This window comes from Streptomyces sp. NPDC026538, assembly GCF_055567535.1.
Genome location: NZ_JBVHQG010000004.1, coordinates 286,508 through 299,467, shown reverse-complemented (window position 1 = coordinate 299,467; position 12,960 = coordinate 286,508). Strand labels below are relative to the sequence as shown.

Here is a 12,960-nt window from a genome sequence, read left to right as displayed (position 1 = left end):
CTTCGCCTTCGGGTAAGGCGCTTCGGGCAAGGCGCCGTTTCCTCAGCTGCCTCGGAGGGAGCGGCACGGTTCACACGAAGGCGCTCTGCCCGGTGATGGACTTGCCGACGATGAGGGTCTGCATCTGGCGGGTGCCCTCGTAGGAGTAGAGAGCTTCGGCGTCGGCGAAGAACCGTGCGACGTCGTAGTCGAGGACGATGCCGTTGCCACCGAAGATCTCGCGGCTGAACGCGACGACCTCCCGCATCCTTGACGTGGTGAACCCCTTGGCCAGCGCCGAGTGGTCATCGCGGAAGATGCCCTGGTCCTGCAGCCGGGCGAGCTGTACCAGCATGCCCCAGGAGGCGGTGATGTCGCCCAGGCTCCTCACCAGCAGGTCCTGCACCATCTGGAACCTGGCGATCGGACGCCCGAACTGCTGACGCTCCTTGGCGTAGGCGAGTGCGAGCTCATAGGCACCGATCATGACACCCAGGGCCTGCCAGGCGACCCCGCTGCGCGTGAAGCGCAGGATCTCCGCGACGTCTCTGAAGGAGTTGATGTTCTGGAGGCGGTTCGCCTCCGGCACGCGGACGTCGGTCAGGGTGATCTCGGCGTTCTGTACGATCCGCAGCGCGATCTTGCCCTCGATCTTCACCGGCACGAAGCCGGGGGTGCCCTTCTCGACGACGAAGCCCTTGACCTGGTTGTCGTCCACGTCCCGCGCCCACACCACGACGTGGTCGGCGAAGGTCGCGTTGCCGATCCACCTCTTGGCGCCGTTGAGGACCCAGGTGTCGCCCTGGAGCTTGGCGGTGGTGCGCATGCCACCGGAGACGTCGGAGCCGCCCTGCGGCTCGGTCATGGCGAAAGCGCCGATCTTCTCCATCGAGGCCATGGCGGGCAGCCATCTCTTCCGCTGCTCCTGGTCGCCGCCGGTGTAGATGGAGTAGAAGCTGAGTCCGTTGTGGACGCCGAAGAAGGTGGCGACCGAGGCGTCGACACGACTCATCTCCATCGCCAGCATGCCGCCGAGCAGATGGCTGGCGGCGGGCAGGTGTTCACCGTAACCCTCGTAGGACAGGGCGGTCAGCCCGCTCCCGCGGAACTTCTCGATCAGTTCCATGGGGAACTCGCCTTTGTCCCAGTACCCGTTGACCATCGGCTTTATTTCGTCACGCAGGAAGGCGCGGGCCTTGCGCAGTATCTTGCGTTCGTCGTCCTGGAGGAGTGCCTCGTAGAGGTAGAAGTCGGCGCCCAGCAGGTCGGACGGCGGTGCAGGGGGAGCGGTGGTCATGTCATTCTCCTTTGGCGTCGGCCATGGGGCTGTCCCAAGAGGGCGGCGTGACGGGAATCCGGTGCCCGGTCCACCAGTTGACCGACGGGCCACTGCGGTTGTGACGGCTACCGGCACACGGTCCGTCCGGCTGAGAGGGGTTCCGGCGAGGAGTCAGTGGGGCATCAGCAGCATGACCGCCGTTCCCATGGCTGTCGCTCCGTCCCAGAAACGGTTGCAAACGATCGTGAGGCTGGTCGGGTTGTCGGCAGTTTCGGTCGTTGCGCGCAGTGTGGGCATGTCACGGGTCAACGAGCGGAGAGAACATGTGAGGAGGTACAGCGCCAACACTCCTGTGACGATGTTGTCGGCCTTCGACTCACCCGTGAAGTGGCTGAGGTGCACGGCCTGGTGTGCCGTCGGTACGCCCTCGGCCATGGTCTGGTGCGCATGGCCCGCCGCGCGGTACGACATCCAGGTCATCGCCGCCATGCCGACCGCGTAGGGCAGTCTCCTGGCGGTTGCCGACAGCTGTCTCTCCTGGCCGCACTTGACGGCGGTGAGCGGGAACCACAGTGCGGCGGCGGCGAAGAAGACCGACTGCGGCAGCTCCGGCAGGGCGCCCCAGCTCCACGGCATCACTGCCATGGCCAGGGCCATGGCGGCGTGCAGCAGATGGTCGACGCGGCTGCGGCAAAGACGAGTCCGTGTCAGGACACCCTGCCGCAGCGCGCGCACAGCGGCCGCTGCGAACAGGGCCGTCAGCAGGTAGTGGACAACTTCAGCGGCGCTCATGCCGAATCGCACCCTCCCACGGAGCGGTCAGGATCCGTGTCGGAACTGCTCGGTGATGTCTCCCCCCTCCGACGGGGACTGCTCACCATGACCGTGCGCTGCATCCTTGCCCGACACCGCGTCGCACCTCCGTAGATCCACTGCGTCTTGAAACAGACATACATCGCGACCCGGAGTATCTCCGGACAGACATGCCCTCGGCCGGTCGTGTGTACCCACGCCCGGGTCCCTGCACGTTCTGCTGCGATGACCGAGCACACAGCGGATCTGTGACACAGGGGACTGCGTCCGTTCTTCGGGGGATGCCGTGGGGAGCGAGGCATCAGCCTCCAGACTCACGGATTCGGCCCGAGAGCGACGCCCAGCAGTTCCGCGAGTCGCCTCGTGGAGCGTTCTGCCCTGCGATGCAGGACAGTGGCCATTCCCAGAGCCTCGGCGGGCGGCAGGTTCACCGCGTTGTCATCGACGAAGACGCATTCCTCGCCGGGCACATCGAGCATCTTGAGGATGAGCTCATACGCAGCCGGCTCCGGTTTGCGCAGTCCGTACTGCCCCGAGATGAGCGTCGCGTCGAAGGCCGCGTCGACATCGAACCCTCGATACATGTTCCATGGCGCCAAGCCCATGCTGTTGGACAGCAGACCGGTCTTCAGTCCGGAGGCGCGGGCCCTCTCCAGCACCGACACCATGGATTCGTCGAGACGGGAATCCGCGAAGATCCGGCCCAGCAGGCCGGCGCTGTCGATGCCCAGCGCCCGGCCCAGGTGACGGTTCCAATCGAACTGAGTGGCCCTGCCGCGTTCGAGGTCGTGAGTGAGCGCGACCATCGCCGGGTCCCGATACCAGGTGCGCTCCACCGCTCCTTCGGAAAGGCCTTCACGGGCTTCGAAGCCACGCACCGCATCATCGAGCGACGTCGTGAGCACACCGCCGTAGTCGACTATGAGACATGTTCTCGGCACTGTCTTCCGAACCTCTCTCCCACACCGTCTGGTTGACTCGTGTTGTCGAATAGACCGTGGAGAGGCGGAGGACGTGACGCACTCGGCCGCGTCTTGCTGGACATGCACCCTTCCCTGCCACATGCACTGTCAGGTCAGGTGCTCATGGGAGATCTCCTGGTACTCCTGCGTGGTCGGCTTGGGGATCTGCGAGCCTTCGCCGTAGAGGGTGCGGCTGAACCTGACACGCAGGCGGCGGGCAAGGCGGGCGCCGGCATCCGGGCTCTCCGCGTTGCCGTTCGCGCCGGGTGCGATCGGAGTGTATTGCTCATGCTGGGTAAGAAGGTGGAGTTCCGCCTGGTCGAGAGGCTCGTGCACCTCGACGAACTCGCCGTGCGGCAAACGCTTTACGACACCTGTCTCGCGGCCGTGCAGCACCTTGTCGCGGTCTCTGCGTTGCAGACCGAGGGCACACCGCTTCGCCACGGCGTAGGCTGCGGCAGGCGCGACGAAGAGGCCGATGCGGACCGTCCACGTCACTGATTCGACCGAGACATGGAACCGGGTGGCGATGATGTCGTTCGCCGCGCCGATGAGCGACACCAGATAGAAGCTGATCCAGGCGACACCGAGTGCTGTTCGCACGGGGCGGTTGCGCGGTCTGTCGAGAAGGTGTTGCTCACGATCGTCCCCGGTCAGCCAGGGCTCGATGAACGGGTACGCGGCTATGGCCAGGAAGAGGCCGACCCCTGCCACCAGCGGAATCAGGTTGTCCAGTGCCAGGGTGTGGCCCCAGAAGTCGATTTCCCAGCCGGGCATGACTCGCAGCAGTCCGTCCGCCACGCCCATGTACCAGTCGGGCTGCGATCCGGCCGAGACCTGGTCGACGCGGTAGGGGCCGTAAAGCCAGATGGGATTGATCTGCACGAGTGCCGCGATGGCGAAGATGACACCGGTGACCAGGAAGAAGAAGCCCGCGGACTTCAACGCCCGCACCTTGGGCGGCAGGCCCACCACGTTCTTGTTGTTCCGTCCGGGGCCCGGATACTGCGTGTGTTTGTGGAGGAGCAGCAGGATCAGATGGGCCACGAGCAGTCCCACCATGATGGCAGGGATGATCAGGACGTGGACTGTGTTGAAGCGCGCCACCAGTTCACCGCCCGGGAACTCGCCTCCGAAGAGAAACATCGAAAGGTAGGTTCCGACGATCGGTATGGAAAGGATCGTCCCGTTCACGACGGCGAGCCCGGTTCCGGAGAGAAGGTCATCCGGAAGGTCGTATCCGGTCAACCCTCCGAACATCCCGAGGACCAGCAGCAGGAACCCGAACAGCCACTGGAATTCACGGGGCTTGCGGAAGGCGCCGGTGAAGAACACGCGCAGCATGTGGACGAGCATGGCCCCGATGAACACCAGGGCTGCCCAGTGATGGGCCTGTCGGATCAGCAGTCCGCCCCGGACGTCGAAGGAGAGGTGCATGGTCGAGTTGAACGCCTCCGACACCGTCTGCCCCCGCAACGGCATGTAACTGCCGTTGTACTGCACCTCTTTCATTGACGGATGGAAGTACAGGGTCAAATAGACCCCTGTCACGATGATGACGATGAAACTGTAGAGACAGATCTCACCCAACAAGAAGGACCAGTGGTCCGGGAAAACCCTGCGTGCTTTGGCCCGGATCAGGCCGTACGGGCCCAGGCGCCCATCCGCCCAACGGGCAATCCGCTCCCCGCCGCCTCCTTCGCCTGCTTCATCTTTCTGGCTCTGATCACCCATGCCCCTGAAACCATTCCTCATCCGGCCCGAAAGGGACGGTTTGATGTCATGAGCCTGTCTTACTGCCGGCTGGAAATGGATACGGCAGGCTGGTCGCCCGCGGTGAGCAGAACCGAGACAGCGGGGCGCCGAGTCTGCACTCCTTGGGCGAGCAGGCTCATGACTGCTTCCACCCATATGACCGGGCATGAGGCGTGGATGTGACACGCATGACCCCAAGGTGGTGCTCAGCGCTGTCACGCCGCCTCATCAGACGGCGTTCGCTCTCGGTCTTTCCACCCCAGATGCCTTCCACCTGCTCGACGCCCATGGCCCAGTCGAGACACTGCTCCATGACCGGGCAACGACGGCAGACGGCCTTGGCCTCGGCGATCTGAATGTGCGTCAGGCCGCCGTTGCCTATGGGGAAGAACAGATCGGGGTCGATGTGCAGGCAAGCCCCCCGTTCGCGCCAATGCGTTGCGTGGTCGCCTCGTTCTGCAGCCATGACAAAGAAAACCTCCAGGATTCGTCGCGGGAACGCCGGCGCTGCGGCCGTGGGGCCTGAAGGGCAAGGAGGACGACTTCGCCCACGAGCCGACGGCCCCCTCGGCCGGGTGGGCCATCGGCTGCCGCGCTCAGACCACGATCTTGCGCGGGTTGAAGTTGCCGCCCGGGTCGGCGGCGCCGAACAGGCCCGACATGATGGCGACACCCTCCGTCGAGATGTCCTCCTCCAGCCAGGGCGCGTGCTCCAGGCCCACCCCGTGGTGGTGCGAGATCGTGCCGCCGGCGTCGACGAACGCCTGCTGGATCGCGCGCTTGACGGTGTCGTACTCACCCAGCGGGTCGTCACCGAACACGAAGGCGAAAGTGAAATAGAGGCAGGCTCCAGAGTGGTACGAGTGCGACATGTGCGACATGGTCCAGCCGGTGTGGCCGATCTTCTCGTAGGCGCCTTCGGCCGCCGCGTAGACCGCTTCGTGGATGCCACGAAGCTTCGACCACGGACCGGCGGTTTCGCTCACGTCGCCGGCGGCACCGCGGTCGAGCAGGAAGTCGCGGATGTACGGCGTGTCGAACTTCTTCTGGTCGTAGAGCGCACCGGGTCCCTTGCCGACGCCGATGCCGTGATGCTTGCGCACGATCCGGCCGACGAGCGACTTCTGCCGCTTCACGTGTGCCTCGTCACCCTCGAAGCCTATGAAGGAGAGGCACATCTCGTCGAGGTTCCAGCCACGCCTCTTGAGATACGCCATGAGTCCGGCCTGTGCCTTCTTCTGAACCCCCTTCGACTCCTTGCTCGTCGCCAGGGAGAAGGCCGTCTCATGCGCGTCCGAGATACGGGTGACCGAGGGCGAGACGTCGCTCTCGGCGATCTCCTGCATCGCCGCGAGGCCGTGGTCGAGATTCTTGAAGAAGTAGGCGTGGATGGCCCGCTTCTCGGGGAGCCGGTGCACCTGCACGGTGACCTCGGTGATGACGCCGAGCCGCCCCTCGGAGCCCACCACCATCTCCCGCACGCTCGGCCCCGTCGACGCGCTCGGAACGGCCCGGATCACGAGTACCCCCCCGGCCCGCACGACACGCAGCCCCTTGACGATGTCCGCGATGTCGCCGTACTTGTCGGACTGCATGCCGGACGAGCGCGTGGCGACCCACCCGCCGAGCGTCGAGTGGTTGAACGAGTCGGGGAAGTGCCCCATCGTCCAGCCGTCCCGATTGAGTTGAGACTCGAGATCAGGGCCCAGTGCCCCGGCCTGGACGCGCGCCAGGCCGGAGTCGGGGTCGATCTCCAGCACCTGGTTGAGGCGGCCGAGGTCGAGTGAGACGACCACCCGGGACTCGTCCATGTGCGGCTCGAGGCTGCCCGCGATGTTGCTGCCGCCCCCAAAGGGGATGATCACGGCGTCCGCCCGGACGGCCGCGGCGACGACACTTTGCACCTCCTCCTCGTCGGCCGGGTAGACGATCACATCGGGGCTGCGTGCTATCTCGCCGGCTCGGATGCGGACCAGGTCACGCAGGCTCTTGCCGTAGGTGTGGACGACCCGGGACAGGTCGTCGACAACTGTGTTCCCGGCTCCGACGATGCCGCTCAGAACCGCGACGAACTCCTCGGGCGCCGTCGAGGCCGGCACCTTCAACTGCGAGAAGTCGGGCCGTTCGGTGCGCCCGCCCGCCCAGAGATCGAGACCGACGGCCTTCTGCACGAACGGCGCGAAACCAGGTTTGTCCTCGTGTCGGAATCCGACACCTTCCACGCCCCAGCCCCACCACTTCATGTGTTTCACATCGTCGGTGCGCATCGCGTCGGTGCGGACGGTGGTTTCGGTCACGAGCGGTCTCCTTCAGGTATACGACGTGAGGTCGCACTGACGCCGAGGATGCGGTCTGAGTTCTCCTCGGTGAGAGTGAGGATCGCCGAGCGGATGCGTTCGGTGAACTCGCTCCTCAACTCCCCGGGAAAAGCGGTGAGCGGTTCGCCGAAGACAACTCCGACCGGCAGACGGCCCGGTTTCGGCCAATTCGACCCGCGAGGATGCGCCGCATGCGCGCCGATGACCGCGACGGGGAGTACTGGCACCTCGGCCGACGAGGCGAGTGCCGCCGCCCCCGGCTTGAACGCCCCGAGCGACCCGTCGCGCGAGCGGGTCCCCTCGGGAAAAATCAGGAGCGGCACTCCCCGGTTCAGCAAAGCCTTGGCGCTCACTCCGCGCGCGTTCACTCCGGTGCGGTCGACCGGGAAGGCGTTGAAGAAGAGGGCCGTGAGGCCGCGCCGCCGCCACACGTCGAAGAAGTAGTCGGCGGCCGCTCCCACCGCGAGGTAGCGCGCCAATCGGCGGGGCAGCGCTCCCATGATGAGCGGGGTGTCGAGGTGCGAGGTGTGATTGGCGACGACTACATACGAGTCCTCGACGTTCGCCAGGCGCTCGCGCCCGAGCACCGTGACGCTGGTCATGCTCCAGACGAGGGGCTTCAACAGCCCGCGCTGTGCGATGAAACGCGCCGCAGCGTGGGAGCGTGACGTGAAACGGCTGCGTATCGTCGCAGGCATCCGCTTCCTTCCCGTGCGGGCTCGCCCGCACTGATTCCTTCAGTGAGTGAGACTGTCGTTGCGGCTGGACGAGATCCGTCGCGAGATCCACCGCACTGTGCGGCGTGGAAGATGGCGTGTGAACCAGATGAGCAACCGGTACCGGAGGCTCGGCACGGAGATCACCCGTCCGCGGCGCACGTCGCGCAGACTCGTCTCGACGAGTCGCCGGGCGTCGAGCCAGAGGAAGTCCGGAATGCTCGACGACCGGATTCCGGCCCGTGTGTGGAATTCCGTGCGGACCCAGCCCGGACAGAGCGCCGTCACGGTGACGCCCGTTCCATGGAGCTCGTTCGCCAGCCCCTCGGAGAGCGAGGTCACGAAGGCCTTGACGGCCGAATAGCTCCCCATCGTGACGAAGCCGGCCGTGCTCGACACATTGACGATCGCACCGTGCCCGCGTTCGCGCATGGCCCGCCCGGCGGCACCGGCGAGCACCAGCACCGCGCGCCCCATGACCTCGATCGCCCGGTCGTGCGGAGCGGTGTCGGCCGAGGTCATCGGTGCGTGCACGCCGAAACCGGCGTTGTTCACGAGCATGTCCACGGGGCGGGCGGGGTCCTCCAGCCGGGCGGCGACCCGCTCGACGGCGGCGCGATCGGACAGGTCGGCGGGGAGCACCTCGACAGCACGGCCCCGGGACTCGAGCTCGGCCGCCGTCCGGCCGAGCCGCTCCCTGTCGCGCGCCACCAGAACAAGGTTCCATCCGCGGTCTGCCAGAGCGCGCGCGAACGCCGCTCCGATACCCGACGTGGCACCGGTGACAAGTGCGACCCGTGTACGAGCCAACTGGTCAGCAACCAACTTCTGCATGGGAACTTGAAGATCCACAAGGCTTCCGTGTTCGACGTCCGACGAGCCGACCCAGGGGATTTGCCACGGTCGTACAACACCAGATGGCCGGGTCCTCGCGCATGACACACCTTTCGTTTCTCGGCTCATTGGGTTAGACCGGGCACGCAGCCGTCTTGTGACACGAGCTTCCGCACATGGCGGAGGTGAGCGGTGCGCAGCAAGGTCCGGTGAACGCGGCCGTACTTGCAGGCCACCACACGGAGCCAGGTCACGTGTCACACATGTGCCGGTTGCCCGGTCTCACCTGACGACCCCCGACGGCTTCTCGCATGCTCCGGGGTTTCTGCAGCGTTTCCCCTGCTCCCGCCCCAGAAAGCCTGTACATGTACTCGAACAACGAGACGACGACCGCGCGGCCCGAGACAGCGGGCTTCGACGTGCGTGAGTTCGCCCGTACGGCACACGGCAGCCACCGCGGAGCGCTCGACCTCCGGTCGCTCGCCGAAGAGCCGCTCGATGCCGAATCCGTCCGGCTCCTTCGCGCGCTGCGCGACATGGAACGCGCGACGCTGCACCGCGTGCGCGACCTCCTCGTCACGGCGACACACAAGGACGCCCGTGTCACCGCGTTCCTCACCACATGGATGTTCGAGAGGTTCTGGATAGCCGATGCCCTCGACGCCGTCCTGGAAGCTTCTCCCGCCGCCCGCGACCTCCCTTCGAGCGCCGGGCCGGCGCGGTGGGTACTGGCGGAGCGCCGCGAACGCCGTGGCCCGATCCGTCGTTCCCTCGTCGCCAACATCACCGGTACACAGATCGTCGCCGAACACGTGACGACGGCCCTCGTGGACGAATGGATCACGCAGACGGCCTACCGGCGTCTGGCCGGCGTGTCCTCCGCCATGGCGTCGGTCATCGACCCCGTGGTGGAGATCAAGCATCGCCACATCCGCTTCCTCTCCGAGGAGGCGGAGCGCCGGCTCCAGGGCTCGGCCCGCGCCCAGCGCATCACCCGCCGCGCCCTCCGGCACGCCGCCTGGCCGCTCGGCTCGGTCGGTCGCTCCGGGCACGAGCGCACCTTCTTCGAACAACATGTCTTCGGCGACCGGAGCGGACGAGCCGAGGCGCGCCGTATCCGCGGGATGGTCGCCGCGCTCCCCGGCATCCGCCCCGGTGTCGCATCAACCGTGGAATCGAGGCTCCTTCCGTGACATCGCAGAACGCGAAGACCGAACTCGGCGACGCGCACGTCCTGCTGACCGGCGCGACCGGTTTCGTCGGGCAGGCCGTGCTTGAGCGGCTGCTCACCGACCACCCCGCCACCCACATCTCACTCCTCGTGCGCGGGAAGGGCAGCCAGACCGGGCAGGACCGGCTCCGGCAGCTTCTGCGCAAACCCGTGTTCGAGCGCTGGCGGGATGCTGTGGGCGCCGAGGAGGCCGAGCGCATCGTCCGTGCCCGGATCACGGTGCTCGACGGCAGCATGACCTGCATCCCCGAGCTCCCCTCCCACCTTGACGTCGTCATCCACTCGGCGTCGACCGTCTCGTTCGACCCGCCCATCCACGAGGCGTTCGACACGAACGTCAACGGCGCCGTCAGCCTCTACGAGGCCTTGCTCGCCTCCGGATCCGACCCGCACGTCGTCCACGTGTCCACCTGCTACGTCGGAGGGCTCCGTCGCGGTGTGGTGCCCGAGGCCAAGCTCGAACACGATGTCCTCTGGCACACCGAGTGGACCTTGGCGACACGGACCCACGAGCGGACCGAACTCACCTCGCGGGAGCCGGCGATGCTCGAGCAGTTCATGTCCCGAGCCCGCGGCAGCCACGGGAAGGAGGGGCCGATCGCGGCGGCCCGCGCGAGCGAGAACGCGCGGCGCGAGTGGGTGCGTTCCCAGCTCGTGGCAGCCGGCCGGCGGCGCGCGCAGAGTCTGGGGTGGACCGACGTCTACACCCTGACGAAGGCGCTCGCCGAACGTGCCGCGGAAGACCTCTGGGGCGAGGCCGGACACCGGCTTTCGGTGGTCCGGCCCGCGATCATCGAGAGCGCGCTCCAGCATCCGTTCCCCGGCTGGATCGATGGCTTCAAGGTCGCCGATCCACTGATCTTCGCCTACGGCCGCGGCCAGTTGCCCGACTTCCCGGGGCTGCCCGACTCGATCCTCGACGTCATACCCGTCGACTTCGTCGTCAACGCCATCCTCGCCGCGGCGGCCAACCCGACCCCCGTCGACGAGCCAAGGTACTTCCACATCGCCTCGGGCGCGTCGAATCCGCTGCCTTTCCACCGCATGTACGAGAACGTACGCGACTACTACACCCAGCACCCGCTGCCCAAGGGCGACGGATTCGTCGAAGTACCGGCCTGGAAGTTCTCGGGCGAGCGCAAGTTCAACCGAGGCCTTCGGCTGGCGAAGAAGAAGGCCGACCTCTGGGACGCCGCTCTGCGGCTGATGCCGAACGACGAGCGCAAGCGCGCTCTCGCGACCGAGAACGCCAAACTGCGCGCCGGCATCGCCACCCTCGGCAACTTCACCGACCTCTACCGCGCGTATGCGCAGACGGAGATCGTCTTCGACGACCGCAACACCCGGGCGCTGAACAACGCCCTCCCGGCCGAGGTGCGCGAGGACCGTGGCTTCGATGTGGAGCGGATCGACTGGGAGGAGTACCTGCAGAAGGTGCACCTCCCCGCCATCAGCGAGCTGACGGCGGCCTACCGTCGTCGCAAGACCGGGGCCGCCCGGCCGGCGAACGCCCGCGCGAAACGCGAACTGCCGCGGCGTACCGACGTACTCGCGGTCTTCGACCTCGAACGGACCGTCGTCGACTCCAACATCGTCGAGCAGTACCTCTGGGTGCGCACCGCGGGATTCCGCAAGGCGGCCTGGCCGAAGGAGGCCGTGGACCTGCTGGCCGCACTGCCCGGCTACCTCCGCGCCGAGAGACGTGACCGCGGCGAGTTCATCCGCGCGTTCCTGCGCCGCTACCGCGGCATGTCCATCGCCCGTCTTGAGGAGGTCGTACAGCGCGGGTACGCCGACACGATGCTGCGGCACACGAGCGCGGACGCCCTGGCGCGCATCCGCGAGCACCGTGCGGCGGGTCACCGCACCATCCTGGTCACCGGCTCCGTCGGCCTGCTCGCCGCTCCGCTCGCCGACCTGTTCGACGAGGTCGTCGGCAGCTCCATGCACGTGCGGGACGGTGTGCTCACCGGCTACCTGGCGAAGCCGCCGCTCGTGGACGAGGCGAGGGCCGCCTGGCTTCAGCGGTACGCCGAGGAGGGCGGCTACGACCTCGCTGCGTCCTACGGTTACGGCGACAGCCACTCCGACCTGCCGTGGCTGTCGCTGCTGGGCAAGCCCTCGGCGATCAACCCCGACGCCGGACTGGCGCGCGAGTCGCACAAGAGGAACTGGAACATCTACCGCTGGAAGAGGGGCGGTTCGGGTGTGCGCCGCGAAGTCCTCGCGGCACGGGCGACGATTCCGACACGCACCGACGAGAAGGGCGACTGATGGCTTTCGACATAGACAAGTACACGAAGAACTCCACCGGCGTGCAGTGGGCCGACCTCGACTTCGACGAGTTCGAGCGCAGCCCACTGTCCGAGGAGACGTTGCGCACGCTGCGCTACATGTGTGACATCGAATACCACACAGTGTGCTACCTGCGTGATCTGCTGACGACCCCGTCCCACGACGAGCCCGCGGTGGGCGCTTTCATGACGATGTGGAACCGTGAGGAGTTCTGGCACGGCGAAGCACTCGCGGCGGTGCTGGAGCGCCACGGCCTCCGAGTCGACTTCGACGAGCTCAAGGCGACCCGTCTGAAGCTCGGCTGGAAGGACCGCCTGGGCACGGTGAAGCAGACAGTGATCGGTCGGCTGGTCGGAAACGACTTCGTCGCCGTGCACATGGCGTGGGGAGCGGCGAACGAGTGGTCGGCGACGGCGGCGTACCACCGGCTCGCTGCGCTGGAGAGCCACCCGGTGCTGGTACCCCTGCTGAAGCGGATCGCACAGCAGGAGACGAAGCACGTCGCGTTCTACGCGTCGCAGGCGCGTGACCGGCTCGCGGCAAGCAGGAAGGCCCGCGTGGTCGCCCGGCTGGCGCTCGAGAACGCCTGGGGCCCGGTCGGCTCTGGCGTGATGCCCGAGACCGAGGTCACGCACGTCATGACTCACCTCTTCGCGGGCCCCGAGGGCCGCAAACTCATCCGCGACATCGACTCGCACATCGCGAAGCTGCCGGGCATGGACGGCCTGCGCATAGTCGAGGACGCCATGGACAAGCGCGGGATCGCTGCCTGATGCCG

General features: G+C 66.8%; 11 protein-coding genes. 3 read left to right on the top strand and 8 right to left on the bottom strand.

The features are described 5' to 3' along the window. Positions 1-70 precede the first annotated feature (70 nt). From ACZ4N4_RS18420 to ACZ4N4_RS18385, 8 genes are all read right to left on the bottom strand, one after another. Entirely contained in the window at positions 71-1,276 is a 1,206-nt protein-coding gene (locus tag ACZ4N4_RS18420) for an acyl-CoA dehydrogenase family protein (protein ID WP_467589766.1), read from the bottom strand. Positions 1,277-1,429: 153 nt separating this feature from the next. Then, positions 1,430-2,050, bottom strand: a complete 621-nt coding sequence (locus ACZ4N4_RS18415) for a DUF5134 domain-containing protein (RefSeq protein WP_467589763.1) — start codon at positions 2,048-2,050, stop codon at positions 1,430-1,432. 335 nt (positions 2,051-2,385) lie between these two features. Next, positions 2,386-3,012, bottom strand: coding sequence for an HAD family hydrolase (locus ACZ4N4_RS18410; RefSeq protein WP_467589760.1), 627 nt, complete (start codon positions 3,010-3,012; stop codon positions 2,386-2,388). Between the two features lie 129 nt (positions 3,013-3,141). Further along, a complete protein-coding gene (gene qcrB / locus ACZ4N4_RS18405; RefSeq protein WP_467589757.1) occupies positions 3,142-4,767 on the bottom strand; it encodes a cytochrome bc1 complex cytochrome b subunit in 1,626 nt (541 codons plus the stop codon). 157 nt (positions 4,768-4,924) lie between these two features. Beyond that, positions 4,925-5,254 carry a WhiB family transcriptional regulator gene (locus ACZ4N4_RS18400; RefSeq protein WP_467589754.1) on the bottom strand — a complete coding sequence of 110 codons (330 nt, stop codon included), beginning with the start codon at positions 5,252-5,254 and terminating at the stop codon, positions 4,925-4,927. A 130-nt stretch (positions 5,255-5,384) separates the two neighbouring features. Then, positions 5,385-7,085, bottom strand: coding sequence for an FAD-binding oxidoreductase (locus tag ACZ4N4_RS18395; RefSeq protein WP_467589751.1), 1,701 nt, complete (start codon positions 7,083-7,085; stop codon positions 5,385-5,387). Beyond that, complete coding sequence (locus ACZ4N4_RS18390) at positions 7,082-7,708, bottom strand: lysophospholipid acyltransferase family protein (protein WP_453378023.1); 627 nt, start codon at positions 7,706-7,708, stop codon at positions 7,082-7,084. Before ACZ4N4_RS18390 ends, ACZ4N4_RS18395 begins: the two co-directional genes overlap by 4 nt. Before the next feature lie 135 nt (positions 7,709-7,843). Next, the gene (locus ACZ4N4_RS18385; protein WP_467589748.1) at positions 7,844-8,656 is read right to left on the bottom strand and encodes an SDR family NAD(P)-dependent oxidoreductase; all 813 of its coding nucleotides are present in this window, start codon (positions 8,654-8,656) and stop codon (positions 7,844-7,846) included. A 365-nt stretch (positions 8,657-9,021) separates the two neighbouring features. Here ACZ4N4_RS18385 and ACZ4N4_RS18380 point away from each other — a divergent pair, with 365 nt between their 5' ends. The 3 genes from ACZ4N4_RS18380 to ACZ4N4_RS18370 are packed head-to-tail and all read left to right on the top strand — an operon-like array spanning position 9,022 to position 12,955. Further along, on the top strand, positions 9,022-9,849 hold the full coding sequence (locus ACZ4N4_RS18380) for a hypothetical protein (protein ID WP_467589745.1): 828 nt from the start codon (positions 9,022-9,024) through the stop codon (positions 9,847-9,849). Continuing rightward, entirely contained in the window at positions 9,846-12,161 is a 2,316-nt protein-coding gene (locus ACZ4N4_RS18375; protein ID WP_467589742.1) for an HAD-IB family hydrolase, read from the top strand. Before ACZ4N4_RS18380 ends, ACZ4N4_RS18375 begins: the two co-directional genes overlap by 4 nt. After that, the gene (locus ACZ4N4_RS18370) at positions 12,161-12,955 is read left to right on the top strand and encodes a ferritin-like domain-containing protein (RefSeq protein WP_453378020.1); all 795 of its coding nucleotides are present in this window, start codon (positions 12,161-12,163) and stop codon (positions 12,953-12,955) included. Before ACZ4N4_RS18375 ends, ACZ4N4_RS18370 begins: the two co-directional genes overlap by 1 nt. Positions 12,956-12,960 lie beyond the last annotated feature (5 nt).